Genomic DNA, 26688 nt, shown 5'->3' with positions numbered 1-26688 from the left:
GAGCTTATTATTCCCCATTAATCTATATCCATTCCTCCCCATCACATATTTTGCTAGATTAAGCATGTACCGAAAATAAAAAAAAGCCCTGATCATCAGGGCTTTTTTGCATTATGAATTATCATATGGATATAAACTTAGTCCAAGTAAACGGCTTTGCCGAGTTTGGCAGATTCGTATAGAGCTTCCAAAATCCGAGACACAACATAAGCTTGTTCTGGGGTTACGACAGGATCCTTATCCTGATCAATCGCTTCGATCCATCTTCTCATCTCAACATCCGGAGCCTGCTCCTGCTTCCCGTCATAGAACGCCACTCCGCCGGAATTCAATTCGATTTCGTTGGTGTACAGACGACTGAACTTCTCGCCGTTGATGCGAAGACCGTTCTTCATATCGGCTCCACCTTCCGAACCACTCAGCGTACATTTGGCTTCATCGATATCCAGCGTATTGAGCGCCCAGCTGGATTCCAGCATAATGGTCGCGCCATTCTCCATCACAATCATGCCGAAAGCGGAATCTTCGACAGTGAATTTTTCCGGATCCCATGGTCCCCAAGCGTTTGCCGCGTTCTCCTTGCGGGACAACTCATGGTATGTGGTACCGAGAACAATCTTCGGTTTGTAATTATCCATCATCCAGAGGGTCAAATCGAGAGCATGCGTACCAATATCAATAAGCGGACCACCGCCTTGTTTTTCCTCATCCAAAAATACGCCCCAAGTCGGAACAGCTCTTCTTCGTACGGCATGAGCTTTGGCAAAATAAATATTTCCGAGTTCACCGGCTTCGCATACTTGTTTCAGGTAAAGACTGTCTTCGCGGAAACGGTTATTGTATCCGATTGTCAATTTCTTGCCGGTGCGTTTCGCGGTTTCCATCATCCGCTTGGCATCCGCAGCCGTTTTTGCCATCGGTTTTTCACACATAACATGTTTACCTGCTTCAAGCGAAGCAATGGAAATCTCGGCATGTGAGTCATTAGGCGTCAGAACATGAATGATATCGATGCTTTGATCCTGCAGCAACTCCTTATAGTCGCCGTACACTTTAGCTTCCTCAATACCGTACTTGCTAGCCGCGGCTTCTGCCTTTTCTAGGACGATATCGCAGAATGCCACGAGCTCCACGTTGTTTAATCTGCTTAAGCTCGGCAGATGCTTCCCGTTTGCGATTCCGCCACAGCCGATAATTCCAATACGATACACTTTAGACATAAATCATCACCATCACTTTTCATTAATTTTTTATAACTTCAAATATAAAGTCCTGCCTATCCATAACGCCATAAAGAGCAGGCGGGCTTATATGTATGTAATTCTGCCACAACATCTCTTGGGTCTCTGGATATGAACTTAGCTGCCATGACATCCACATATAAGGTATCACATCTTACTCTTTTTTTTAGTCCAACTATGCGACAAATCATATATAAAATTACGACATTAATCTGAATTGCAAAGAACCGCAGAGAATTTACTCTGCAGTTTAATAAAGAAGTAGTATCAAGCGACTGGAATTTCCATGCTGGAGAAACCAGCCGTCACTTCCCGAACATGTACTGGTCTATGCGACAAGCCGGAATGTTTAACGTTCCTGTATAGATGTATTGACATAGTAAGCTGCCGGGGGTCTCCCAGCAGCCCACTTATAGTATATTAACTTTTCATTCGCGGATCCAATGCATCGCGCAGTCCGTCTCCCATCAGGTTAAAGGCGAGTACCGTCAGCATGATCGAGACACCGGGAAATACGACCGTCCACGGGGCCGTCGCTATAAACTGCCGCGAATCGGATAGCATCTTCCCCCATTCCGGAGCGGGGGGCTGGGCGCCCATCCCCAGAAACCCGAGTGCTGCGGCTTCGATGATGGCTGTTGCGATGCCCAGCGTGCCTTGCACGATAATCGGAGTCAGACTGTTTGGCAGTATGTGATGCAATAATATACCACGGTTCTTCATCCCAATCGCCTGCGCAGCAGTGATGTATTCCTCGTTCTTCAAGCTAAGCACCTTGGCCCGAACCAATCGGCCATAGGTCGGTATGTTGACTATCGCGATCGCGAATAGCGCATTTTGCAGCGAGGGCCCCAGTAAGGCTACAATAGCAATTGCCAGCAGGATACTCGGAAACGCCAACAAAATATCGAAAATACGCGAGATCAACATATCCATCCATTTCCCGTAAAAACCCGCGAGCAACCCAAAAAACGTTCCCAGGATGATGGAGCCAATCACGGAAAAAGTACCGACCCACAATGAAATACGAGCTCCGTGCAGCACCCGGCTGAGTATGTCACGCCCCAGATCATCTGTCCCGAACCAATGCTCCACAGATGGGGGCTTTAACCGATCGGTCAGCTCTTGGGCTTTATAATCATAGGGTGCAATAAGCGGCGCAACCAGTGCAATAACAATGAAGGCTACAATCATGAACAGTCCGAGCATCGCCATTTTATTCTTGCGGAAAGCTCCCCACGCATCCTTCCAAGGTTCGGAAACCTTCTCGATGGAGACGGCAGGGCTGTCGCTAGTGTGCGCCGTAATCTGTGGCATGGTCACCCCTCCTTACCGGTAGCGAATGCGCGGATCCACTGCTGCATACAGCAAATCCACAATCAAATTAATGAAAACGAATATAAAAGCGATGATCAGAATGCCGGATTGAATCACCGGGTAATCGCGTGAACTGATCGCTTCATAAATGTACCGTCCTACGCCTGGCCAGGCAAAAATCGTCTCCGTCAATACAGCTCCTCCCAACAGCGCCCCGGTTTGTAAACCGATGACGGTAAGCACCGGAATAAACGCATTTTTAAGTGCATGCTTGTAGACGACAAAAAATTGGGACAGCCCTTTGGCTTTTGCCGTGCGGACATAATCGGAATTCATGACCTCCAGCATGCTCGAACGCGTCATTCTGGCGATGACCGCCATTGGAATCGTACCCAACGCCACGCTTGGCAGGATCAGGTGTTTGATCACCGTCCACAATTGATCGAATCGTCCGGCGAGAATGCTATCAAGCAAATATAAATTCGTAACGGCTTCAACCGGATCCCGTTGATTCATCCGACCGATCGAAGGCAACCATTGCAGCTCGAGTGAGAAAATCCACTGTTCCATTAACCCAAGCCAAAAGATGGGCATAGATACTCCGATGAGCGCAACCAGCATACTAATGTAATCAAACCATGAGTTTTGTTTCCAGGCGCTTATAATTCCAGCATTAACGCCGAAAATGATGGCAAACGCCATAGCGGCAAACGTCAACTCGGCAGTCGCTGCCAAGTAAGGGGTGATTTCCTCGGCAATCGGCACTTTGGTACGGATGGATTGTCCAAGATCACCTTGGAGCAAATCTCCGATGTACGTGAAATATTGCTGGTACCACGGATTATGAAGTCCCAATTGTTCACGGAGAGCTTCCTTGGACTGTTCCGTCGCCTTTTGTCCCAGAATGGTTTCCGCCGGGTCACCAGGGATTGCATGAATAATGGAAAATACAATCATCGTCATACCGATCAAAACAGGAACCATGATGAATAATCGCTTAAAAATATAGGATTTCAAAATAATTCACCTGCCAAAGACAATGTGGTACAACCCGTTATTCAAAGTAGACGTTATAGTAATACTCTGTGCCGGTTGGTGCCGGTACGTATCCCTTCACATTTGCTTTGGCCGCCAGGAGAGGTGTCGTATGCACAAGCGGAACCCACGGAGCATCGACTTTTATGATGTCTTGTGCTTGTTTATACAGCTCTTCTCGTTTGGACTGTTCGGTTTCTTTTTGAGCGGCAATCAAAATCTCGTGCAGCTTATCATTGGCATAATAGCTGTAGTTGTTAGACGGAATGGCGTCTTTATCAAGCAGCGTGTACAGAAAGTTATCCGGGTCGCCGTTATCGCCCGTCCAGCCGAGCATAAAGATGTCGTCTTTCTCCCCGGCTTTTGCATCGTCCAGATAAGTAGCCCATTCTGGAGATTCGATCTTGACCTTTACCCCAATTTTCTCGAAATCGGCTTGAATGACCTCGGCTACCTTTTTGCCATCCGGCATGTACGGACGGGGAACCGGCATGGCATAGAACGTGTACTCATCGGGCAAACCGTTCGGGTACCCCGCTTCGGCCAGTAACTGCTTCGCCTTTTCTAAATCGTATTCATAATCCTGAATGCTGTCGTTATACCCCCACAGGGAAGGCGGCAATGGATTTACAGCCGGGATGGCTTGACCAGCGAAGAAGGCCTCAATAATCGCCTGTTTGTTGACGGCATGGCTTAATGCCTGCCTTACTTTCACGTCATCAAAGGGTTTTTGCTTAAGATTGAAGCCGATATAACCTACATTATTAGAAGGGCGTTCGATTTTTTGCAGATTCGGATTACCTTCGAGCGTAGCCAAGTCATCCGGGCTCAAATCTTCCATCAGATCGATTTCCCCGCTTTGCAGCGCATTGAAGCGTGCAGAGTTGTCGGGAATAGAGCGTACAATCACTCTGTTTAATTTTGGAAGCCCTTCTCTCCAATAGCTTGGATTTTTCTCCAGAGTAATTGAATCGTTGCGCTTCCATTCCTTAAAGACAAAAGGTCCGGTGCCAACCGGTTCGTTTTTGAAGTTCTCCTTCTTCTCTTGAATGGCCGCAGGGCTGGCTATGCCAAAGGAGGTCATCGCCAGATTTTGCAGAAACGGTGCTTGCGGTTGAGTCAGCGTAAATTCAACGGTATTCGTATCGACTGCTTTCGCTTCTTTGATGATGCGTTTTCCGTCGGGGCCGAACATGGAGTCGTAGTAGTCGAAAGAGTCACCCTCAAATTTATACTCGCTTTTTGGATCCGACCAGCGGGTAAAGTTAAAGACGACGGCATCGGCGTTAAAATCGGTTCCGTCATGGAATTTCACGCCTTGACGAAGCTTGAAGGTGTACTTCAGGCCGTCTTCGGAAACCGTCCAGCTCTCGGCTAGTGAACCTTGAACTTCGGTCGTTCCTTCCTTATATTCCAGCAAAGAGTCAAACACCTGATGCGTGATTTTAAGAGATTCGCCGTCTGTAACGATTGCGGGATCCAGGGATGCGGAATCGCCACCCCGCCCGACAATTAATGTATCCTGTGTGGACTGTGGCGGGTTTGCCGTTTCTGTTTTTCCCCCCGTATCCGTTCCTGTTGCACCGTTATTGCTGCTGCCCTTACTTCCGCTGCATCCGGCAAGGATAACAACTCCGCACAACATCAATGCCAAAACGACACTGCTCCAACTTTTCACTCTCATATTGTGGCTCCCTTCTTATTACAAAAGTATCTTTGTTTATATAAGACCCGGACGACTTGTCCCGGCTATAAACCAGAAAGAAGAAAAGTGCTGCAACAATTGTAAGTTAATGGGTACCAGTCGGTCGAATTATACGGTTCTTCCGGTAGCATCCGATCCTGTGAACAAATGGCAGGCCGTCAGATGGCCAGGCTCCGTTTCCGTAAGCTCGGGGCGCAACGTTTGGCAAATATCCATCACCATCGGACAACGGGTGTGAAAAGCGCAGCCGACCGGCGCGTTTGCCGGACTCGGCACTTCACCCTGCAAAATAATCCTCTCGGTTTTGATATCGGGGTCAGGCTCAGGGACTGCAGAAAAAAGCGCTTTCGTATATGGGTGCTGCGGTGTTTCGTAAAGCCTGTTCTTCTCGGAAATCTCCACGATTCGGCCAAGATACATAACGGCGATACGATCGCAAATATGCTTCACCACGCTTAGATCATGTGCGATAAAAATATAGGTAAGTCCAAACTCCTCCTGCAGATCCTGCAGCAAATTGATAACCTGCGACTGAATGGACACATCGAGTGCCGACACGGGTTCATCCGCAACGATCAGCTTCGGCTGCAGCGACAAGGCCCTGGCGATGCCGATCCGCTGCCGCTGACCGCCCGAGAATTGGTGCGGGTAACGCTGGAGATGGCTGTGCGACAAACCGACGACTTCGATCAAGCGACTGATAAGGTTACTCCGTTCTTTTGCGTTCCCTACTCCATGCACGATGAGCGGTTCCTCCAATATCCGCTGGACGGTATGCCGTGGGTTCAGGGAAGAAAATGGGTCCTGAAAGACGATTTGCATATCTTTGCGCTGTAAGCGAAGCTCTTTGGGAGATAATGAAGTAAGATCCTGTCCATTAAACTGGACCCTGCCGGCCGTCGGTTCGATCAGCCGCAGGATCGAACGGCCTGCTGTCGATTTACCGCATCCGCTCTCCCCCACCAAACCAAACGTCTCTCCTTTCAGCACGGAAAAGGAAACGTCATCGACTGCTTTGATCACTTGCTGCTCGGATTTTCCGAACCACCGCTTTCCCAAGGAATAGTACTTTTTCAGATGCTCCACCTGCAGCAATGTTTCACTCATATGACTTCCTCCTTCGGAGTTTCATGCAGCCAACATCGGCAGCTGTGTGCCGCTTCGTATTCTTTCAGTTCAGGAAGCTGTTCGAGACACAGCGGCATGACATCCGAGCATCGCTCGGCAAAGCGGCAGCCATTCATCCGGGTATTCAATATCGGCACATTGCCTGGTATGGAGAACAGCCGTCTGCGCTGCTCTTTCATTCGCGGAACCGACTTGATAAGGCCCCGGGTATAGGGATGAAGCGGTTTTTTGAATATATCGTGCACACTGCCTTCCTCTACAACCTTCCCAGCGTACATGACTGTAACGCGATGACACATTTCTGCGACGACGCCAAGATCATGCGTGATCAACATGACCGCTGTTTTATACTCCTCATTCAAGCATCGGATCAGATCGAGGATCTGAGCCTGGATCGTTACATCCAATGCGGTCGTCGGTTCATCGGCGATAAGCAGTTCCGGATTACAGGAAATCGCCATCGCGATCATGACCCGCTGACGCATTCCTCCCGACAACTGATGGGGGTACTCATCAATGATGGACTCTGGACTAGCGATGCCAACCTTTCTCAGCATTTCCACGGTATGTACCCTCGCGTTTTTCTTACTAACCCCCCGGTGCAGGCGGACCGTTTCCCCGATTTGCTGGCCCACGGTAAATAGCGGATTTAGCGACGTCATCGGCTCCTGAAAAATCATGGAGATCGCATTTCCCCGAATCTGACGCAACTCGCGTTCTTTTAACGGGACGATATCCTGTCCCTTGAATAAGATCGAACCACCGGTAATTTTGCCTGGAGGCTGTGGAATCAGTTTCAAAACCGAAAGCGATGTCACGCTTTTGCCACAGCCAGATTCACCAACGACGCCAAGCACTTCTCCAGTTCTAACATAAAGGCTCACACCATCGACAGCGGGAATTTCACCTCGGTCTGTAAAAAAGTGTGTGTGCAAATCTTGAATCTGCAAAATGGGTTGACTCATATCACAGCCTCTTTTCTGTAAAAAGATAGATTTTGCAGCCCTCCGATAGATAAGACATGCGCGGAAGCACCTAATACAGAAGACAATCCTATGAAACTTTGAGTGAGTTGTTCCAGTCGATTCGACTTATCTAACCACAGCCTCTAACCTTTCGACTGAAATCAACATATTAATTGATCTGCGGTCAATTAATATGTCAAAATTTCTGACACAAAACCAAATATAGCTTGTTTGATATGTTACTTTACATCATTTTTTTAGGTTAGACAAGAAATATTTTCTATTTTTACTATGTTATGTTTAGGGTTTTTTTAGATTAATTCCATAATATATAACAACCAATGAACTAAAAACTAACAACCAAGCATCATGATTCTAGTGAATTCATTTGGTGAACATGGGTTTAATTAATCAATTTAGATCACACCCTGTATTCAAGTGAGAAATAAAAAAAGTATTTGATCAGAGATCAAATACTTTTAGTAATTCAAAGATACTCTACCATGTAGCATTGGGGTGCCTGCGCATGGATTCAACCCTATGGGAATCAACCTGCAACCCCAAACTCCGAAGTGCCATAAGCACAGCGCCGGCAGCGGCCGATAATTGGGGGCTCCGGTATTCATAATGTTTGTTTATGCCCGATTGCAAGCTGCTCATTAGTTTTGATTTCATATAAGCGCAGTTTACGACACTCCCGATCCCGGTTACCGATACATGATCCGACTCAAAGAATGAACCTAGAATCTCAACGCCTACCATGATTTGCTTCATGGCTTCATCACACACGCTCCGAGCTAATCGGCTTCCGACTTCAGCTGCAGTTGTGATAAGAGGAGCCATCTCCCCGAACTTCTTGTCTCGCTCTTGTCGATCTTTTATAAAGCCCGAAGATGCCAACATTCGAAGTTGATCCATATTTTCGACTCCCCAAAAGGATTGGATTTCGCGGACCAACGATTCATCGGAGGGATGGATATTCCCGGCCAACATTTGATACACAGCATCATAAGACAGAAATCTCGCAGCGCTGGCGGCATAATGATGGAAATCCACATTTCTGATAGGAATCTCTTGTTCGGTTATTCCCAGAATCATGGACCCCGTTCCCGACACAACAACGATTCCTGGATTCCCCATGAATGCACCTGCATGTGCGACAAGAGAATCGTTCACGTACCATTTCGGACAATCGAGTCCTTCTATAGCGGTTAAACGAGTTACCCACTCCATGTCTTGATCCGACTCATAACCCGCTATTCCCGCATATAGACACTTGACTTGATCTACGCCGCAGCTCGCCATGGCAAGTGACGATCGTATGGTTTGCTGAACATTCTCGTGCGCATGGCTGTCTTTATGGATCGAGGAGGCTCCGCCAACGGCATAGGAGAGAACATTTCCATTCAAATCGCTGACCATGACGCGCGTCTGCGAGCCGCCTCCATCAATTCCAATCACAACTTCATGCTTCATATCCAAGACCTCCCGTGTTTTTAATTGCTAACGGCTTACAAGGCCGGAGCTGAACCCCCATCAATATTAATAGAAGTTCCAGTTATATAGGAGGCAGCATCGGATGCCATAAATACGATAACTTTTGCCGCTTCTTCCGTGTTTCCAATACGTCCGAGCGGAATCCTGTGGCGCGTGTCCTGTGCGTACTGTTCCCATGTGAGTCCAGGTTCTTCCCGTTTCCATCGCTCTTCAAGCTGTGCGCTGCGGATCATTCCGATACATACGGTGTTTACCCGGATATGGTCTTTCGCCAAATCGTGACTCATCGCTTTAGTCATGGCTTGTCCTGCCGCGCGGCTGACGCTGCTGGGCATGGATGAAGCCGGCGGCGTTTTGGCCCAGGATGTCGTGACATTAACAATCGCACCGCCACCGGAATTCCGCAGATGAGGGACGGCCGCACGCGAAAACCGAATCGCGCCAAACAGCTTGAGATCCAGATCGGATGCCCATGACTCGTCGTCGATCTGCTCAAACGGCTTCGCTGCGGCGGTTCCGGCATTGTTCACCAGGATATCGAGCCGTCCGTAGCGACTGACGGTTTCGGTTATGGCTCGTATGCAATCCTCAGGTTTCGTAACATCCGCTGCGATGGTTAACGCTTCGGATTTCGATAGATGCCTGATATGATCCGCAGCAGCCCTTAACTGCTCCTCATCTCTTGCACATATGGCAACTTTAGCCCCTTCCAACGCAAACGTAACGGCGGTTTCAAGGCCAATCCCCCTGCTCCCCCCGGTAATTAACGCGACCTTTCCATGGAGTCCCAAATCCATGATCCATCAGCTCCTTTATCTGGATTGCTTGAATCTTTGCCACTATTACAGCTTCAACATCAACCGGGAGTTTTCCTCTTTGTTCCATCTATTACGCTGCTGATCTGCACGGCCCTTTGCGAATGAGCGACATGGGAAGCCAATAAAAAAAGCCGCGATAAGCTCGCGGCTAACTTCACTTCTATTTGTCTCCAAAATCATGATTGGATTCCCTTCTTGCAAAATCCACAAACTGAAATTTATCCAATCGATGTCTTGATTCCGTGTACTGAAAAAGCGTGGTATCTTCCAAGTGGACGTAACCTCGGACCACGACGACATGGGTATCGCTTCCAAGATCCATATAGGACTGGTCCATCGTCGTAGCTCGTTCCACGGAGATGATTTTTTTCGAGTAACTGATCTTTAGATGGAGCTCCTGCTCCAAGTATTGATAGATGGAATCGCCCGTAATTTCTCTCGTTAAACCCGTAACGATGTCGGCAAGCAAATAATCCACATCGAGGATGATGCGCTCCCCTTCAATTTCCCTGGATCGGATCACTTTCCACACAAGCCGGTCCGGACGGGTTTGCAGCTCCTTCGCGATGGCGTCCCCGGCCGGAACGCATTCCGTTTCATACACAATCGTACGGCTCTTCCGGCCAATCCGCTCCGCCATTTCCTTATAACTGACAAGCCCCGTAACCGGGAAATTCATTCTTCCGGTATCCAGCACAAACGAACCTTTGCCCTTAACCTTATGAATATAGCCGTTTTGGGCGAGTAAATTCAGTCCCTTGCGGACCGTTTCCCGTGTAATCTGATAGGTTGCCGCAAGCTCGTTCTCCGAGGGCAGCTTGCTGCCAGGCTGCAAAGCGCCGGTTTCGATTTGGTCGGCATAGTCTTTATACAGCGTCCAATAAATGTTGTTCGTCATCCTTTATCACCATCAGTTATTGTACCATTTTCCAGCAGCCAATACATGTTACATAGGAACCTATCAGCTTCCATTACCGAGAGTCACCTGAAGCACTCGCGTTTCGCCAGGAAGCGCCTCGCCTTCAAACTCCGTGACGTTCTGAATGTGATCTTGCCCATCCGGAATAATGACCGGCGTAATGACCGGCAATCCGGCTTGTTGAATACGATCGATATCGAATTCAAGCAGCAACTGCCCTTTCCTTATCTTCGCACCCGTTTCCACATGTGCCGTGAATCCTTCGCCTTTTAACGAAACGGTGTTGATTCCGACGTGAATCAGGATCTGAATTCCGTTCGTATCCGTCAAAATAATCGCATGTTTGCTCTTCTTGATGAGATGGGCGACTTGGCCGTCAAACGGAGCATACACTTTACCTTCGGACGGGATGATGGCAATGCCCTGGCCCATTTGTTTCTCGGCGAAGGCAGGGTCCGGTACCTCTGACAGCGGAACCACTTTCCCTTTGATCGGTGCCATGACCTCTACTGCGCCTTGTTGCGCCGCTTCCATGGTTAGACTGTTTGCCGTTTCCGTCGACGCGAACGACTCGGATTGAAGACTGCCGTTCGATTCCGTTTTAACAGTTTCGGCTCTTCCATCTATACCAGCAGCATTCCCTTCCGTTGCATATCGAGACTGCTTGGACAACTGGTAACGCCCGAAAAGCAATGTCCCCGTGAACGGAATGACCAGTACAATCGCCATGCCGATGAAAAAGACGCCCCACTGGTTAGGGAAGATGGACAGGAATCCCGGAATCCCGCCCACGCCGATCGATGAAGCCAGAACGTTGTTCACCGCCAGCAGCACGCCGGCAATCCCGGATCCGATCATACCGAAAATAAACGGATATTTATGACGAACGTTGACCCCGAAGATGGCGGGCTCCGTTACCCCCAAGAAGGCGGAGATGGAAGATGTAACGGCAAGTCCTTTCGCTTTCTGTTCCTTCATGATAAACATCATGGCCAGCGCTGCGGCACCTTGAGCAATATTAGACAATGCCAGCATCGGCCACAAGAACGTTCCGCCTTCGCTGCCGATGAGCTGAATGTCCACCGCAAGGAAGGTATGATGCATTCCCGTAATAACAAGGAGTGCATACAGTCCGCCATAGATCAGGCCGCCCAGAGCGGCAAAGGAATCAAAAATGCTGACAAGGCCTGAGGTGAGGACGTTGCCGATGGCAAACGTGATCGGCCCCACCAGAACGAACGCGAGGAACCCGGTCACCAACAGGGCAACGGGTGCCACGACAAGCAGCTTGATGGAATCGTGGACGCGTTTGTTCAGGAACTTCTCGATTTTGGCCAAAATATAAGCCGAGACAAGAACCGGCAGCACTTGGCCTTGATATCCGATTTTCTCCACTTCAAAGCCGAACAGGTTCCAAACCGGAACCGTGCCTTCAAGCTTGGCATCCGCATACTGGTAGGCGCTGAGCAGATCCGGGTTTACCAGAATCAGACCCAGTACGATTCCTAGCAGCGGATTGCCCCCGAACTGACGTACCGCCGACCAGCCGATCAGGACAGGCAGGAAAGTAAAGGCGGTGCTTGCAATCAGATTGATGATCGAGGCTACGTCCGCCCATTCGGGATGGACCTGTATCAACGATTGACCTTCATAGAAAATACCCGGTCCTGTAAGCAGATTGTTAATGCCAAGCAGCAAACCTGCCATGACAATCGCCGGCAGGATGGGAATAAAAATGTCCGCAAGCGTCTTGATCGCTCGCTGCAGCGGATTTTGCTTCTTACTCGCAATGTTCTTCACTTCATCCTTCGATACTCTTGCTCCGCCGGTGATGTCCATCATTTCATTGTAAACCTGGTCGACAAGACCCGGTCCGATCACGACCTGAAACTGTCCCTGGGACGAGAATTGCCCTTTCACCAAATCGTTCTCATCTAGGGCTTGGGAATCCACCTTGCTGTCGTCCACAAGGGCAAATCTTAAACGGGTTACGCAATGCGTAGCGGCTTCGATATTGTCTTTTCCACCGACTGCCTCGACAATGCGCTCCACGTTTTTGCGATCAAGGGCCATAGCTCTTCGCTCCTGACATTATGAATTTAGTTGTTATGGATAAGCCACATATAGGATGCATACGGTCGAAGTGCAACCGTTAGAGTAAGTTCGAGTTCTTCCGTTGTGTTGCCGATTAGCAGCTGAGCCCATCGGATTTCTGTCAGATTCACTAGCTTCTTCTCAGGAAGTTCGAACGATACGTCGCGATCACTGAAATTGGAAATCACAACAAGCGTCTGCTCCTTGTTCTTTCTGGCATACGCATAGATTTCGGGATGGCCTTCATCCAGGCGAACATATTCACCGTTTGTAATCACCGGAATGTTCTTTCGCATTTCAATCAGCTTCCGATAATGATGATAGATCGAATGCGGATCTTCCACTTCAGATTGCGCATTGATCAGCGGATACCGCTCATCGATCTTGATCCAAGGCGTCCCCGTCGTAAAGCCGGCTAGATCGCTGTCATTCCACAGCATAGGCAATCTGGAGTTATCTCGCGAGCGTACCTTGACGATGTGGGCAGCCTCCTCCGGCGTTTTACCCTGTTCCTGGAGAATGGCATACATGTTTAAGGATTCAATGTCCCGAAACTCGGATATATCATTCCAGTTCGGATCAGGCATCCCAATCTCTTCGCCTTGATATACATATGGCGTGCCTTGCAATCCGTGCAGCGTCGTAGCCAGCATTTTTGCACTTTCCGTGCGGAATTCACCATCATTGGTGAACCGGGTCAGCGCGCGCGGCTGATCATGGTTGTTCCAGAACAGGGCATTCCAGCCGCCCCCCTTCTGCATGCCGATTTGCCAATCGGAGAGCACTCTTTTCAACTCCTCGAAATCATAAGGCTTCAGCTCCCATTTTTGCCCGTTGGGATAGTCTACCTTCAAATGGTGGAAGTTGAACGTCATGGAGAATTCGTTCTCCTGCGGGTTCGAGTAACGAACGCAATGCTCCAGGGTGGTGGAGGACATCTCACCCACCGTGACGAGATTATAAGGCTTGAACACTTTTTCGTTCAATTCCTTAATGTATTTGTGCACACTTGGTCCGTCCGTATAAAATCTGCGTCCATCTCCGGGTGCTACCGAACCGTCATCATTCGGATACGAGGGATCTTTCGATATGAGATTGATGACATCCATCCGGAATCCGCTTACGCCCTTGTCCGCCCAAAAGGTGAGGATATCCACAACCTCCGCACGGACCTTCGCGTTCTCCCAATTCAGGTCTGCCTGCGTTTTGTCAAAAAGGGTCAAGTAATACTGCCCGCTCCCTTCGTCATATTGCCATGCCGGTCCTCCAAACTTGGATTGCCAGTTGTTGGGCGGACCACCATCTTCCGCGGGATCCCGCCAGATGTAATAGTCTCGATACGGGTTATTGCGAGAAGACACCGCTTCTTTAAACCATCGATGCTCGGTCGAAGAATGATTCACGACAATGTCGATCATCAGATGCATGCCTCTTTTTTTCAACTCGGCAACAAGCTCGTCGAAATCGTCCATCGTCCCATATACAGGATCGATGCTGCAATAATCCGCAACGTCGTAACCGTTATCATTTTGCGGAGAAACATACACCGGCTGAAGCCACACAATGTCGATACCAAGCCCTTTTATATAATCCAGTTTCTCCATGAGCCCTCGTATATCGCCGGTACCTTTACCGGTCGTGTCGTTGAAGCTCTTCGGATATACTTGGTAAACCGTCGAAGTTCTCCACCAATCTTGAGACTGGGTTTCTGGGTTCAACATGAAACTTCGTCCTCCTCGCCATCTTGTATATACAGGTTGCATATAGGAAAATCATATACATGTATATACAGGTTGTCAACCGTTTAACATTTAATACCCACTTCCCGGACGTTTCGACTACAAAAATAACAAATTAATTGGAATATTCTTCTGATATCACATAAAAAAGACTCCTTCAAGGAGTCTTTTTTAACATAGTATTGTATGGATACCATCGATAAGGTCTCCATTATGGCGATCAAGCACCGGGATCCCCTGCGTGATCCGTGACCAGTCGATAGGTTAAGCCCCGTTCTGCTTCAAATGAAAATACGCCTTTGGCGGAGACCTGTACGGGAATGCTGGTATCGCCTTGGTAAACCGCGATCCCATTTCCATGTCCATTACCTATGCTTACGCTGCATACATTCCCCAAACGAGACATGATCTCTGCCTCCGTCAGTCTCCCATGCTTCCAGCGAATGCCGACTTCAAAGCCGCCTCGTGCCCGCAGTCCACGTACCTCGCCTTCCGGCCATGCATCCGGCAGAGCCGGCAGCAGCATGAGTAAGGAGCGATGCGACTGCAGCAGCAATTCCGCAATTCCCGCTGTAGCTGCGAAATTGCCGTCGATCTGAAAAGGAGGATGCGCTCCTAATAAACTCGCATACACACCTCCGTGATCGTAACGCTCCGATTCCCCGTCCCGCACCAATCTCAGCATATTGGTTAACAGTAGGAGCGCACGGTTGCCGTCACCGAACCGGCCCCATAGCGCCACCCGCCAGCCCAGGCTCCAGCCCGTGCTTTCCTCTCCGCGACGCTCCAAAGAGGTTCGGGCAGCTGCAAACAGATCCGGGCTTTCTTCCGCATATAGCTGCCGTCCAGGATAAACCCCAACCAGGTGGGACGTGTGCCGATGAAATACGTCCTCATCCTCGGAGTCATGGGACCATTCCTGCAGCTGACCGTATCGGCCGACCTGCAGAGGCAGCAAACGTTCCCGTTTGCTGCTCCATTCCTCCCGGAATTCCTCATCCACGCCGAGAATGCCGGCTGCCTCCATGCAATTGGTGAACAGCTCCCATATGAGGGAAATATCCATGGTCGCCCCTTCGCTGAGTGCCGCCATCCCTTCAGACGTGCGGAATTTATGCTCAGGCGAGGTCGACGGCGATGTCACGAGATGGCCTGCGTCGTTTTCTATAAGCCAGTCCATAGCAAATAAAGAGGCTTCCTTCATGAGGGGATAAGCGAACGATCGTAAATAGGCTTGATCGCCGCTATATGCATAATGCTCCCATAAGTGCTGCGTTAACCAGATTCCTCCCATCTGCCAAAGCGCCCAAGAAGGATCGCCGTCCCCGTAATTGCCGACTGGTGCGGTATGGGCCCAGATATCCGTATTATGATGAACGGTCCAGCCCCGGGTACCGTAATGGACGGCGGCGGTTTCCGCACCGTTCACCGACAGGCTTCTGATCAGCTCCAACAGAGGCTGATGGCATTCCGCCAAATTGCATACCTCCGCGGGCCAATAGTTCATTTGCGCATTGATGTTCAAGGTCCAATTGCTGCTCCACGGCGGCCGGGTTGAGGCATTCCATATCCCCTGAAGATTGGCGGCTTGCGTTCCCGGTCTGGAGCTTGAAATCAGGAGATAGCGGCCATAGTGGAACAGCAGCTCGACCAGGCCTGGATCCCGGGCACCGAATCGCTCGATTCTCTCCTCCGTGTCCATATCTCCGGCAGCCAGCGTCTCGCCTAATTGGAGGCTAACGCGGTCAAACAGGCTGCGATAATCGTTGATGTGCCGCTCGCGCAGCTCTGTCCAGGACTGGCTGAATGCAGCTTTCATGCTACCCGCAGCCATAGCAGCGGCGGCAGCCGCCGGATGGTCTCCGCCATCGCGGTGACCGGGAATTTGGTCAAATCCGTTGAAGCTGGTGGCCGCGGTGAAGTAAATGACCGCTTCGCTTGCATCCAGTACATGAATGCCAGCTGCGTCCACGGTAACGCGGCCATCCGTTTCGGCCACCGCTAGCCGACCATCGAAAGCCATGGCAGCGGTATGTTCAGGATCGCCGTAACGGATAGGACGATCAGAGGAAACGTAGCTGGGCTCGACGCGTTCCGGTGCAAATCCCGACATGGAGTACATATCTTCTTCAGTCTTTACGGTATAACGCAGCGGGCTTTCCAGATAGGCATGAAAGTTCAGGGCGCAAGCAGCGCTCGAGGTTAACCGCAAAGCAATCATCTGATCCGGGCTGGACGCGAAGCATTCCCTCGTGTAGGTCACCTCGCCGATGCGGTATTCCGTTCGTTGCACGGCATTGGCGATATCCAGCGTTCTTCGGTAAGAATGAAACACGCCTCCATGATCAAACCTGAGGCATAAGTCTCCTAACGGCAGGTAAGATTCCGTATAGGGCCCCATCATCTTGCGCCCTAGCTGATCAGCCTCCATATAACGTCCCTGGCTTGCCAGCTCCCGGATCTCCGGCAGCACTTCCCGGGCAGACGGGTTGTTCCAATCCCTGGGATAACCGGACCACAGGGTATCCTCGTTCAAGCTGATCGTTTCACGCTCCACGCCGCCGTAGACCATGCCTCCAAGACGTCCGTTGCCGATCGGCAGCGCCTCGGTCCAAACCGTCGCCGGTCGCTCATAATGTAATTTCATGTTTGCTCCCATTCACCTTACCTCCCTTATGTCAAATCGTCATACTCCAAGTCATTACACGAAATATGCGCTCCAATGCAGGCTTCCAAATGGACACGTTCGTCCGTACGGATATTCCCTGCAAGGCCGTGTTTTTCCTGCATCCGAATCACGTTATTTTGGAATATCAGTCCCTCCGTGCTTCTTGCCATTAACCAATCTTCTCCGGTAGTTTCAAAGCAGTTGCACGCAATCCGAATGCTGCGGTGAACCGCTGCCTGATGATGTTTATTCTCAGGCGCAATCCGTATCACGGCATGTCCGGGGCCGCCGCAATTCACAAACCGGTTATCCACAATGCTCATATCGGTTACAGCGCCGGATTCGTACCAGGATGATGCATCCGCTGCGACCAGTATCGCGCTCATCTGCATGTTCAAAAAGGTGTTATCCCGAATCACGATCCGCCGCGGCGTCGTGGCCAGAATTCCGCGCGTGGGAATCCGGGCGAATGTATTGCCGACAATTTCGACCTCCGGCGTCCAAGTCACATTTTCAAGGACATCCCGTTCTCCGATGTCAGCGGGAACCGCGTTCTCCAACGTGAGCAGCAATTCGCGCGGCGACTTCATGCCGACAGCGGCGACTCGTCCGAAAGCGTAGGGGTTCAGCGTATCCGCATTCACGAACGCGACCTCATCTTCCGGCAGAAAAGCAGAAAATCCGTAAGTCTGAGGATGCATAAACCTGACAAGCAATTGATTGGAGGCCGGTCTACCAACGATCCGAAGATAGGTGCCGTGGACATTGATCGCATCATCATGCGCCCCTGCAAACCGACTATTCCGAATCGAGACCTTCCCCCTGCAGCCCGACAGGTGGATGAAATCCGCAAATCCTGCCACCGTGCGGCCGGTCTCCGGACGCGGCGTCAGATCCAAGCGTTCAAAGGTCAGATTGTCGCTGAACTGTCCAACCACGCCCAGTCCATGCATGAAATGCAGGCCCACGTCGCTAATCGTCACCCCGGAGCTTCCGGTGATCAACATGCCAACCTGGTCCCGAATGCCGTCGCGCATTTGCACGATCGTACCGGGAGCCACGTGCGGAGGGGCCTGATTTCCAAAATGAAACCGATGCCGACGCGGCGACAACTCCTCGGTAAACACCACTCGCTCCAGCCAATTGTCCACTCGCCAGGCAGCACCCAAATCCGCACTGCAAAACTGCATCGGTCCTTCGCGAAAACGCCAGCCTTCGCCAACCCATTCGAATTGGCCGTCAGCGCAATCATAGCGTGAATCCGGGTGAACGGTTGCCTCAAGGTAAGCATCGCCGCACCTATCCACCGTCATTTCGGTCACGGTCGGGGAGGCGTAATCCCAGTGCAGATTGCGAATTTCAATATCCGTGCAGCCATCGAGCACAAGCATCGTCTGCTTTCCGTGGAAAACAAACAAAGCGCCGTTTCCCTCGAGCGTCACTTGGTGCAGATCCTTAAGCCAAATACCGATCGTTTTGGTCACATCCGGATTCTCTTCCTCGCTGGTTGTATTCGAGATATAATACGCTTCCCGATCAGCCGATTGAGGATAAAAATGATAGCATCCCGGCGGTATGTCCAGAATGACCGAGCCTTCCATTGCCCTGGCGGCTTCTATCGCGCGTTTCATGGCAGGTTGCGCATCCGGGTTATTGGGGTCCTCGTAATCCCTGAGCGAAAGGATGATCGGAGCTGTAGTGTTTTGATTTCCAGGCATATGCAGTGACAACACCTCCCATTACTAGTAACAGCCCTTTGCGAGCTTGGTGTAACCCCTCGCGGAAAATCCGGTATTCCGTCTAATTCGCTAGCAGCTTCAGCACGCGCATGCCCGTACCCTGGCTTCGCTTATCCTTGAGTCCTGAATTGCGAACCATGATCGAAATCGGCCCGCGCACTTGAAGTCTCGGAAAGTGTACGCTGACTGGCCGATAAGCGTTCAAGCACCACTCGTCGAAGGGATTGACCCGTACGATGGACCCGCCGTTCATCGAGTATTCAAAGATTCCGGTGTCGGGTCCGCATAACAGCAGCAGTCCGCCGCTTTGTCCTTCCACGGTGAACGTAAACGAAGTGTTCGGATGATCAGAGTACCTGTGATCTGTTGCATAACGCCAATTCATGAGCTTTGAACCTAACGGCAGCTCCCGGATATGAAAATCCCCGGTATAATCGGCTAGCTCATATGGGAGCATTTCGGCATATTCGTAGTTCCCCGCCAGCAGCGGTTCTGCGGGCAAATGTCCGCAGTGATCGAGCATCAATGACTCTGCCTTTGTCGACAGCAGCTCCTTCAAATATCCTTGCAAAAAACCGGCGTATATCTCATGCCCCTCATCATTCGGATGATATCCATCAGCTGCAAGCAATGACCACGCGACCTCACCGTTATGCAGCATGCCATAAATGCCGGCGGCAAAATCGACGGAAGGGATGCCGTAATGCTCGGCCACTTCTTCGTGAACGGCAATGGGATACGGCCGGATACGGGTCAGATTTCGCTCCGACCCGGTATAAATGAAACATAGATCGGTGCCGGGAGACAGACGACGGCATTGGCGCACAATTCCCTCCATTCCTCTGATGGATTCTTCCCGGTCGCTCCCGTCATTTACGCTGAATTCCACGAATAGCAAATCGATGTTCCCGACACTCAGCACGTGCTCGCGAAGACGGTGAGCTCCAAGCGAAGAATCCGTCCCCCCGACCCCTGCGTTAATAGAGCGAATCCGCGAATTTCCGAAACGTTCTCTTAAATAATGAGCCGTTAAAGCACGCCAGCTGGTCTTATCGGCCGCTGAGGCACCGGCTCCCTCCGTAATGGATCCGCCCAGAAAGGCAACCGTCACCTTTTCTTCCCCTGCAAGCTTAGCTTTAACATGAGGCAGCCCTCGGCGATGGACGATGAACGCGGTACGGTCCATGCCTTTGTTATAATCCGACATATGATCACCTTCCCTCGTTTCATTCCTCTGTCTTCTCCATAGATACCCGTGAAACAGAGAAAATGCGGAGTGGCCGATCAGTTTAGACCGGCACCCGCATATGGATGTTGGAATGACTTCATGGCAGCCGCAGCTGCGAGCTGTCCTTCAATTATTTGGCGGATTGATCATAAGCCGTCTGAAGAATTTCCAGGTAACGGTCCAGTTTTAGATCCTTCAATCCTTTGACGTAAGCGTCCCAATCCTTGTTCAGGTCCTTGTTGCCTGTGATGAATTGCAGCTGGTTTTGCTCAATGTAGTTTTTGAGATTGGTTTGAAGCATGCTGGCTTCGTCGATTACGCTCGGATCGATCCAGATTGACCAGATCGGGAAGATTTCCTTCGGCTCATGTCCTTGATACAACAGCGACGCATTGTACAATCTGCGCTCATAACCATCGGACGCATAGATGTCGGTTCCCTGCACCCAAGTATCGCGATACTCTTTAGGCATATAGAAATGGCCCATTCCGCTCCATCCCGCATTGTGCGGCGCTTCGCCTTCCTTCATCGGAATGGTCTTGACCATCGGTGTCACGCCCTCGCCAAGCGCTTGATCGCCGGGCTCGGGATCCGTCCAATCGATCCCTTTCATGCCGGTCGCGGCGTTGGTTTGACCTTCCGCCGTAAACATGTAATCCACCATTTTGATCAATGCAACCCGGGCTTCTTCACTGGCTTTGTTCGTAATGACGAATTTTGCGCCTGGTGAGACGCCCCCCGCATCATGGGTCGCGTACGAAATTCCGTTCGGTCCGCTTAACGGCGGAATCGGATTGTAATGCGCCGAACGGCTGTTGCCTGGATCGATGTTCACGAAGATGGCCGGATGCATGCCGGCACCGGCGCCGAGTATTTCCGCATCCGCGTTCTCGCCGATTTTCTTGAACGCCTCCGCATTTTGGGTAAATGCACCCGGATCAATCAATCCCTCATCATACAGCGATTTGATATAAGTGAGTCCTTCCTTCCATTCCGGTGTGATCGCCGCGGAGTCTACCTTGCCGCCATTCATCATCAAGTAGTTTCGGTCGTCATCGTAAACGAAGCTGTTCATCAGATAAGGGATGATCCGTACGCCGAAATCCTCCGTCGATCCGCTGAGAGACACCTCATCCGCTTTACCGTTGCCGTTCGGGTCCTGTGTTTTGAAAGCCTGCAGCATGCTCTTGAATTCCTCGGTCGTCTTCGGTTCCTCGAGATTCAGCTTCTTCAGCCATTCGGTATTGATCCACATTTTGTTTGGATAGGAACAGTGAAAGCATTCCGTATAGGCGCCAAGCCCGTAGATATTCCCATCCGGTGCCGTGACGAGCGCCTTCATTTCCGGTGTTGCTTCCATGGCCGCTTTAATGTTTGGTCCATGTTGGTCAATCAGATCGTTCAAGGGAACTAGCACTCCCTGTTGTCCATATTTGAGCACATCGGCTTGGGAGAATTCATCAATGTAGTGCGTCAGCAGGTAAGCATCCGGATAATCGCCGCTGGCCAGAGAGATTTGGCGTTTCTCCTTGGCACCGTCGGAGGGATTGATCTGCCATTTGAATTTGATGTTGAACTGCTCCTCCATATGTTTCGTATATTTGTTGGCTGGAATATCGATTCCGGATTCCTGTACGGCGAAGACGCTGATTTCAACGGGTTTCGAACTGTCCGTACTCCCGGACGCGCTTCCGCCCTGCGGGCTGCTCGGGCTTTCTGTATTTTTGCCCGAGCACCCTGCCATCACGAGGCTGCTCACCAATAACAGCATGAGCATGCTGAATAGGCCTTTTTTCAAATTGAATCGCTCCCTTTTTCATTAGAGTCAACACGTAAACGACTAGCTTTACACTTAAACGGAGCATCACCTCCCTTCCATCATAAGCTCTGGTTCCCTTGGCCTGATTCGTCCGTCCCCCTCAAAAAGCGATCAGCCTTTCACGGAACCTACGAGCATCCCCTGCACAAAATAGCGCTGCACAAACGGATAAATGACCAGCACAGGCAGGGTGGCAACCACGATCAGCGCATATTTCAGGAGCTCGGCAAGCTGCTGCCTCTCGACCATGGCTAAAGCATCCATCGTTCCCGAGCTGTTATTCTGAATGATAATGCTTCGAAGAATCAGCTGAAGCGGAAACAGGTCAGCGCTTTTCAAGTAAATCAACGCATCGAAGTACGCATTCCACTGGCCGACCGCATACATGAGCACGAGCACTGCCATAATCGGCTTCGACAGCGGCAGGACGATGCTCCAGATAAAACGTATGTCGCTGCAGCCGTCCATCTCGCTGGCCTCCTGCAATTCGTCCGGAATGGAAGACTGAAAAAAAGATCGGGCGATAATTACCTGCCACACCCAAATGGCATTGGGAATGAGCAGCGCCCAGCGGGTATCGATCAGATGAAGCTCCCGAACGACCATGTAGGTCGGAATCAGTCCCCCGCTGAATATCATCGTAAACGTAATGATCATCATCAACGCGTTACGTCCGAAAAACGATCTGCGCGAAAGCGGGTAGGCAATCATGATGGTCAACACGACACTGATGATCGTGCCAGCCGTCGTGTAGAAAATGGAATTGGCATATCCGGTCATAATCTCGGGCGTTTTAAAGAGGACCCGAAAGCCTTCGAACGAAATATCGACCGGCCACAACCATACCCTGCCCGAAGTAACGGCCGCCGGGCTGCTGATGGAGCTGCTGATGATATAAATCAGCGGATACAAAACCGCAATAACGACTAGAAAGAGAACGATGTATACCGTTGTCAGGAAGATGCGGTCGCCTGCGGACTCCTTGATTTTTCTTGTGCCTGCTTGTTGAACTGCCATGCCATAGCTCCTTCCTTACCAAATGCTGTTATGGGTCATTCGTTTAGCCAATCCGTTCACGGTCAGCAGCAGAATGAGGTTGATCACGGAATTGAAGAGGCCGACTGCGGTTGCAAAGCTGTAGTTGGCATTCAGCAGCCCAATCCGATAGACATACGTTGCAATGATTTCGGAGTTCACCTGATTCAGTGGATTTTGCAGCAGATAGACCTTCTCGAATCCAAGCGCCATCACGTTGCCGACATTCAGAATCAAAATGATGACGATGGTCGGCACAATGCCCGGCAGATCCACATGGCGGATCTTTTGGAAGCGCGAGGCGCCGTCCACCTTCGCCGCTTCATACAGGGTCGGATCAATGCCGGCCAATGCCGCCAAATAGATCACCGCGCTATAACCTGCCGTCTGCCAAATATCGGACCATACGTAGATGGAACGAAACATCCCCGGATCGCCGAGAAAGTTCACGGACTCCAGTCCGAAAAAATTCAAAGCCACATTGGCAAAACCCAGCCGCGGGGCCAGAAACAGCATGATGATCGACACCATGACCACCGTTGAAATAAAATACGGCGCAAAGGATACCAGCTGGACCAACTTTTTGAATCGGCCGCCCCGGATCTCGTTAATCATTAACGCTAGCACGATCGGAATCGGAAACCCGGCTAAGATGAGATAACCGCTGAGAATGATCGTGTTTTTGACGAGCGTCCAGAATAACGGATTCTCGAAGAACAGCTCGAAGTGCCTGAAGCCTACCCAGGGACTGCCCCATATTCCCTTGATGACGTTGTAGTCCTTGAAGGCAAGAACGGCATTCAACATCGGATAGTACTTAAAAATCAGGAAAAACAGCAACGGCGGAATCACGAGCAGGTACAGCTGCCAATGCTTCCTCAAACTCTTTCGCGCAACATGCCAATAGCCGGTGCTGGTGCCGGTATGGATAACAGGCTCCGACTCGATTACCAATGGCTTCTCCAGAATAATCCCCCCTAATGTAATGACAGATGATGTGTCGGCATTGAAATGATAGCGTTTTCTTTATGTGTCGATCATAGGCGAGAAATCCGGTCCTTGAACAGGTACACTTCGGTCGTTTGACGTACAAATAACCGCTTTTCCATAGGCCATCCTGTCTCGTCAGGTTCCAAATCCCGCGTATTCGCGTTTTCTTTAGCCCAAACAGCCGCATCGTCCTAAGCGACAATGCGGCTTGCGAGGATCAACCCTCTACACGACCTCATGAGACTGACGGTAAGCGCTCGGGGAAATGCCGATGAGGCGCTTGAATGCCCTGCGAAACGAATGGGAGCTGTTGTAGCCCACCTGAGCCGCTATTTCATCGATCGTGAGGTTCGTCTCGGCAAGAAGAATGGCCGCCCGATCCATCCGCACCTTGATCAGATGATCGGAATAATTGACCCCGGTTACTTCCTTGAACAATTGGGAGATGTATTTCTCAGGCCGTTCCACGTGCTCGGCCACGCGGTATAAGGTGAGCTCCGGATGTGCGTACATCGCTTCTGTATAGTCATAAATCTGCTTGATCAGTTTGGCATGGGAGTCCTTCTTTTTATTGGAAATATATCTGCACAGCTCTCCCATGATCGCGTGGATCTCGTGACGAATGAATTCCAGCGGCTCGGTACAGCCGATATCGATGATGCGCCTTTTTATGCTTTCAAACCATTCCGACTCCGCAAAAATTTTCTGATCCATTAATTTAAGGAACGTTCCTTTGATTTCACCTACCAGCTGGTGCTTCATCTCGACCGATAACTCCCGCTGATGGAGATTTTGATCCATGATCAGATTGACGATCTTCTCGGCTTCTTCCAGCTCTCCTGCCCGAACCGTGCTGATCAAGCGCTGCTCGGTGTCCAGCGGGTAGTAATACGTTGTGTTGACGATTCGGGCTTCGCGGTACCACACCGTCTCTTTTTGATTCATGTAGACGGCATATTCAAGAGCCTGCTTGGCCTGGTCAAATGACTGCCCCGCCTCTGAGACCGAATCGAACGGATCGCCGAAACCGGCTTGGAGGAACATTTTATATTCATGCAGCACCCGTTTCGTCAGCGTTTCGATCAACCCCGTAATGCGAAGCTCTTCATCCGGCCCAGGCTCGCTATCTTCGTCGGTAAAGAACAAAACCACCATTTTGTCCGAGCCCAGATCCGTCATGGGCAGCGACCCGGCGATTTCGGAAAAGGCCTGCTTCATGAGAAGCCGGGCGGCGTTAAGCTCGTTAAGGATCTCAACGCTGTCCATGCCGGCATATCCTTTGATCTGCAGGATGCCGACATAGCCTTTTCCGTTATGCAAGGCAATATCAGCCTGCTGGGCAGCGGAAGCAATTTCATCCCTCGATTCAAACTCGCCGGCAATCAGCCGTCTCAGGAAAGCATCCCGGACAAACGGCAGCTGACGCGTCAGCTCGTTTTCCAGCTGTTTGTTTTTGCTGATCATATTGGCAATATTCCCGCTCAAAAAGTCAAATTCATTGCGCTCCGTCAGCTCATCCCTGCCGAACTGCTCTTTCATGATGCTAATCATTCGATGGATCGGCACGCTGTTCCGATGAGCCAAATACAACCCGAACAGCAGCCCGACGATCATGGCGCCCCCGGTAATGAACCAGGACGCTTGTTTAATTTGATCGGCATTCTCCATTAAGGCGCTGCGAGGGATGCCGGCCTGATAGACCCAACCGCTCTTATCCGAGCGCGTGGTGATCACAAGATCATTCTTGTAGAACTGGCTGGTTTTGTTCTGATCGAATGCCGGATCGTTCATGATTTGGCTCACATCGGATTCCATGTTTCCTTGAAGAGCAAGCGTATTCCCTTTTCCGTCGTGGATGTGGACCCAGCCGCCGTAGTTGTCGGTTAACCCCGAGAACAATCCGGCAATCGTCCGTGCATCAATCACGACCACGACATTGGCCGGGGACGAATCGTTGAAGCTGTCCAGCGGGAGCGACTGCATGTACGTGATGACCGAGGTTTCGTTGTCCCTTTCCGAAAAAGAAGAGAGCGGTTTGATTTCACTGCGATGGGCTTTCTCCAGGATCTGTTGTTTCCATTCCTCAAACGTGAGGTCGTCATAATGAAAAAACTCGTAATAATGCTCCGGCCGATAAGAGGAGCCCGACGTTACGATCAAGTCGTAATTCGCCAAATAGATGTAGTAATGCTGAAGAAAATCGTTGGTTTGACCGAAAGTCAGCACATTGCGCATCGTTCTCCATATGCCGTAAACATCCCTTTGAGCAAGATGGTCGTTGAGCAGCACGTTAAGGTCTTGATTGATCGCCAGCTGCCGCGTCATCCCTTCCACTTCCGCCATCCGGTGCTCCAGCAGCTCCTGGCTTTTCTCGAGCTGAACGATGCTATTCTCAATCGAAATGGATTGCGTTACGGAGATAGAGGTTAAGTAGGATATGTATCCTCCGATGGTGGGAATGAGCAGAATGGCAATATAGGAGATGAGAAAGCTGCGAAATACCTTCGAATGCTTAAGAATAAATATCCCCCCTTATGTGATAGCGTTTTCAAAAAATAAAGGCACAAGTTCTCCCGCCAGCTAATAAATTTGATCATAATGGATGTTTGCGGCGCACGGGTAGGTACTTCTGCGTATGGAAGGGTACAATTTTCCATATCAGACCAGCACGCGGCTAAATGACGGAAAGTAACTCCATATTAGGGGAATCGGCGAGCTTGGTAAATATCCGATTGTTAAGGTTCATGATGC

Annotated in this window: 18 protein-coding genes; all 18 read right to left on the bottom strand. The window is 50.5% G+C overall.

Annotated features, from left to right (window positions below):
* Nucleotides 1-137: 137 nt before the first annotated feature.
* Complete coding sequence (locus tag MHH48_RS15945) at nucleotides 138-1220, bottom strand: Gfo/Idh/MocA family oxidoreductase (RefSeq protein ID WP_076323262.1); 1083 nt, start codon at nucleotides 1218-1220, stop codon at nucleotides 138-140.
* Nucleotides 1221-1661: 441 nt separating this feature from the next.
* The gene (gene nikC / locus MHH48_RS15940) at nucleotides 1662-2558 is read right to left on the bottom strand and encodes a nickel transporter permease (RefSeq protein WP_076323261.1); all 897 of its coding nucleotides are present in this window, start codon (nucleotides 2556-2558) and stop codon (nucleotides 1662-1664) included.
* Between the two features lie 12 nt (nucleotides 2559-2570).
* Nucleotides 2571-3575 (bottom strand): ABC transporter permease, encoded by a 1005-nt coding sequence (locus tag MHH48_RS15935; protein WP_076323260.1) that lies wholly within the window; start codon nucleotides 3573-3575, stop codon nucleotides 2571-2573.
* Nucleotides 3576-3612: 37 nt separating this feature from the next.
* On the bottom strand, nucleotides 3613-5277 hold the full coding sequence (locus tag MHH48_RS15930; protein WP_076323259.1) for an ABC transporter substrate-binding protein: 1665 nt from the start codon (nucleotides 5275-5277) through the stop codon (nucleotides 3613-3615).
* A 129-nt stretch (nucleotides 5278-5406) separates the two neighbouring features.
* Nucleotides 5407-6405: a dipeptide ABC transporter ATP-binding protein gene (locus tag MHH48_RS15925; protein WP_076323258.1), complete on the bottom strand. Its 999-nt coding sequence runs from the start codon at nucleotides 6403-6405 to the stop codon at nucleotides 5407-5409.
* Nucleotides 6402-7391: an ABC transporter ATP-binding protein gene (locus tag MHH48_RS15920; protein ID WP_076323257.1), complete on the bottom strand. Its 990-nt coding sequence runs from the start codon at nucleotides 7389-7391 to the stop codon at nucleotides 6402-6404. Before MHH48_RS15920 ends, MHH48_RS15925 begins: the two co-directional genes overlap by 4 nt.
* A gap of 498 nt (nucleotides 7392-7889) precedes the next feature.
* Nucleotides 7890-8867, bottom strand: coding sequence for a BadF/BadG/BcrA/BcrD ATPase family protein (locus MHH48_RS15915; RefSeq protein ID WP_076323256.1), 978 nt, complete (start codon nucleotides 8865-8867; stop codon nucleotides 7890-7892).
* A gap of 35 nt (nucleotides 8868-8902) precedes the next feature.
* Nucleotides 8903-9685 carry an SDR family oxidoreductase gene (locus MHH48_RS15910; protein ID WP_076323255.1) on the bottom strand — a complete coding sequence of 261 codons (783 nt, stop codon included), beginning with the start codon at nucleotides 9683-9685 and terminating at the stop codon, nucleotides 8903-8905.
* A gap of 181 nt (nucleotides 9686-9866) precedes the next feature.
* Nucleotides 9867-10604 (bottom strand): trehalose operon repressor, encoded by a 738-nt coding sequence (gene treR, locus MHH48_RS15905; RefSeq protein ID WP_009592969.1) that lies wholly within the window; start codon nucleotides 10602-10604, stop codon nucleotides 9867-9869.
* Nucleotides 10605-10667: 63 nt separating this feature from the next.
* A complete protein-coding gene (gene treP / locus MHH48_RS15900; protein ID WP_076323254.1) occupies nucleotides 10668-12698 on the bottom strand; it encodes a PTS system trehalose-specific EIIBC component in 2031 nt (676 codons plus the stop codon).
* Between the two features lie 26 nt (nucleotides 12699-12724).
* A complete protein-coding gene (gene treC / locus MHH48_RS15895) occupies nucleotides 12725-14440 on the bottom strand; it encodes an alpha,alpha-phosphotrehalase (protein WP_076323253.1) in 1716 nt (571 codons plus the stop codon).
* Between the two features lie 238 nt (nucleotides 14441-14678).
* Nucleotides 14679-17117: a glycoside hydrolase family 95 protein gene (locus MHH48_RS15890; protein ID WP_179090644.1), complete on the bottom strand. Its 2439-nt coding sequence runs from the start codon at nucleotides 17115-17117 to the stop codon at nucleotides 14679-14681.
* Nucleotides 17118-17131: 14 nt separating this feature from the next.
* Nucleotides 17132-18844: a right-handed parallel beta-helix repeat-containing protein gene (locus MHH48_RS15885; protein ID WP_076323252.1), complete on the bottom strand. Its 1713-nt coding sequence runs from the start codon at nucleotides 18842-18844 to the stop codon at nucleotides 17132-17134.
* Between the two features lie 82 nt (nucleotides 18845-18926).
* Nucleotides 18927-20072 carry an SGNH/GDSL hydrolase family protein gene (locus MHH48_RS15880; RefSeq protein WP_076323251.1) on the bottom strand — a complete coding sequence of 382 codons (1146 nt, stop codon included), beginning with the start codon at nucleotides 20070-20072 and terminating at the stop codon, nucleotides 18927-18929.
* Between the two features lie 151 nt (nucleotides 20073-20223).
* The gene (locus MHH48_RS15875; protein ID WP_144023477.1) at nucleotides 20224-21870 is read right to left on the bottom strand and encodes an extracellular solute-binding protein; all 1647 of its coding nucleotides are present in this window, start codon (nucleotides 21868-21870) and stop codon (nucleotides 20224-20226) included.
* Nucleotides 21871-22023: 153 nt separating this feature from the next.
* On the bottom strand, nucleotides 22024-22929 hold the full coding sequence (locus tag MHH48_RS15870; RefSeq protein WP_009592960.1) for a carbohydrate ABC transporter permease: 906 nt from the start codon (nucleotides 22927-22929) through the stop codon (nucleotides 22024-22026).
* Nucleotides 22930-22944: 15 nt separating this feature from the next.
* The gene (locus tag MHH48_RS15865) at nucleotides 22945-23895 is read right to left on the bottom strand and encodes an ABC transporter permease subunit (RefSeq protein WP_256720620.1); all 951 of its coding nucleotides are present in this window, start codon (nucleotides 23893-23895) and stop codon (nucleotides 22945-22947) included.
* Between the two features lie 267 nt (nucleotides 23896-24162).
* On the bottom strand, nucleotides 24163-26280 hold the full coding sequence (locus tag MHH48_RS15860; RefSeq protein ID WP_083659694.1) for a helix-turn-helix domain-containing protein: 2118 nt from the start codon (nucleotides 26278-26280) through the stop codon (nucleotides 24163-24165).
* Nucleotides 26281-26688: the final 408 nt, after the last annotated feature.

It is taken from the genome of Paenibacillus sp. FSL F4-0100 (assembly GCF_037993005.1).
Classification (GTDB): domain Bacteria; phylum Bacillota; class Bacilli; order Paenibacillales; family Paenibacillaceae; genus Paenibacillus_AQ.
The sequence above is the reverse complement of the archived record's forward strand: the minus strand, read 5'-3'. Positions and strand labels throughout refer to the sequence as shown.

What these genes read in the sequence shown, in the direction of transcription:
- MHH48_RS15945 (WP_076323262.1), bottom strand. Translation starts at nt 1,220, where the DNA reads ATGTCTAAAGTGTATCGTATTGGAATTATCGGCTGTGGCGGAATCGCA.
- nikC (WP_076323261.1), bottom strand. Translation starts at nt 2,558, where the DNA reads ATGCCACAGATTACGGCGCACACTAGCGACAGCCCTGCCGTCTCCATC.
- MHH48_RS15930 (WP_076323259.1), bottom strand. Translation starts at nt 5,277, where the DNA reads ATGAGAGTGAAAAGTTGGAGCAGTGTCGTTTTGGCATTGATGTTGTGC.
- MHH48_RS15925 (WP_076323258.1), bottom strand. Translation starts at nt 6,405, where the DNA reads ATGAGTGAAACATTGCTGCAGGTGGAGCATCTGAAAAAGTACTATTCC.
- MHH48_RS15920 (WP_076323257.1), bottom strand. Translation starts at nt 7,391, where the DNA reads ATGAGTCAACCCATTTTGCAGATTCAAGATTTGCACACACACTTTTTT.
- MHH48_RS15915 (WP_076323256.1), bottom strand. Translation starts at nt 8,867, where the DNA reads ATGAAGCATGAAGTTGTGATTGGAATTGATGGAGGCGGCTCGCAGACG.
- MHH48_RS15910 (WP_076323255.1), bottom strand. Translation starts at nt 9,685, where the DNA reads ATGGATTTGGGACTCCATGGAAAGGTCGCGTTAATTACCGGGGGGAGC.
- treR (WP_009592969.1), bottom strand. Translation starts at nt 10,604, where the DNA reads ATGACGAACAACATTTATTGGACGCTGTATAAAGACTATGCCGACCAA.
- treP (WP_076323254.1), bottom strand. Translation starts at nt 12,698, where the DNA reads ATGGCCCTTGATCGCAAAAACGTGGAGCGCATTGTCGAGGCAGTCGGT.
- treC (WP_076323253.1), bottom strand. Translation starts at nt 14,440, where the DNA reads ATGTTGAACCCAGAAACCCAGTCTCAAGATTGGTGGAGAACTTCGACG.
- MHH48_RS15890 (WP_179090644.1), bottom strand. Translation starts at nt 17,117, where the DNA reads ATGGGAGCAAACATGAAATTACATTATGAGCGACCGGCGACGGTTTGG.
- MHH48_RS15885 (WP_076323252.1), bottom strand. Translation starts at nt 18,844, where the DNA reads ATGCCTGGAAATCAAAACACTACAGCTCCGATCATCCTTTCGCTCAGG.
- MHH48_RS15880 (WP_076323251.1), bottom strand. Translation starts at nt 20,072, where the DNA reads ATGTCGGATTATAACAAAGGCATGGACCGTACCGCGTTCATCGTCCAT.
- MHH48_RS15875 (WP_144023477.1), bottom strand. Translation starts at nt 21,870, where the DNA reads ATGCTCATGCTGTTATTGGTGAGCAGCCTCGTGATGGCAGGGTGCTCG.
- MHH48_RS15870 (WP_009592960.1), bottom strand. Translation starts at nt 22,929, where the DNA reads ATGGCAGTTCAACAAGCAGGCACAAGAAAAATCAAGGAGTCCGCAGGC.
- MHH48_RS15860 (WP_083659694.1), bottom strand. Translation starts at nt 26,280, where the DNA reads ATGGCGGAAGTGGAAGGGATGACGCGGCAGCTGGCGATCAATCAAGAC.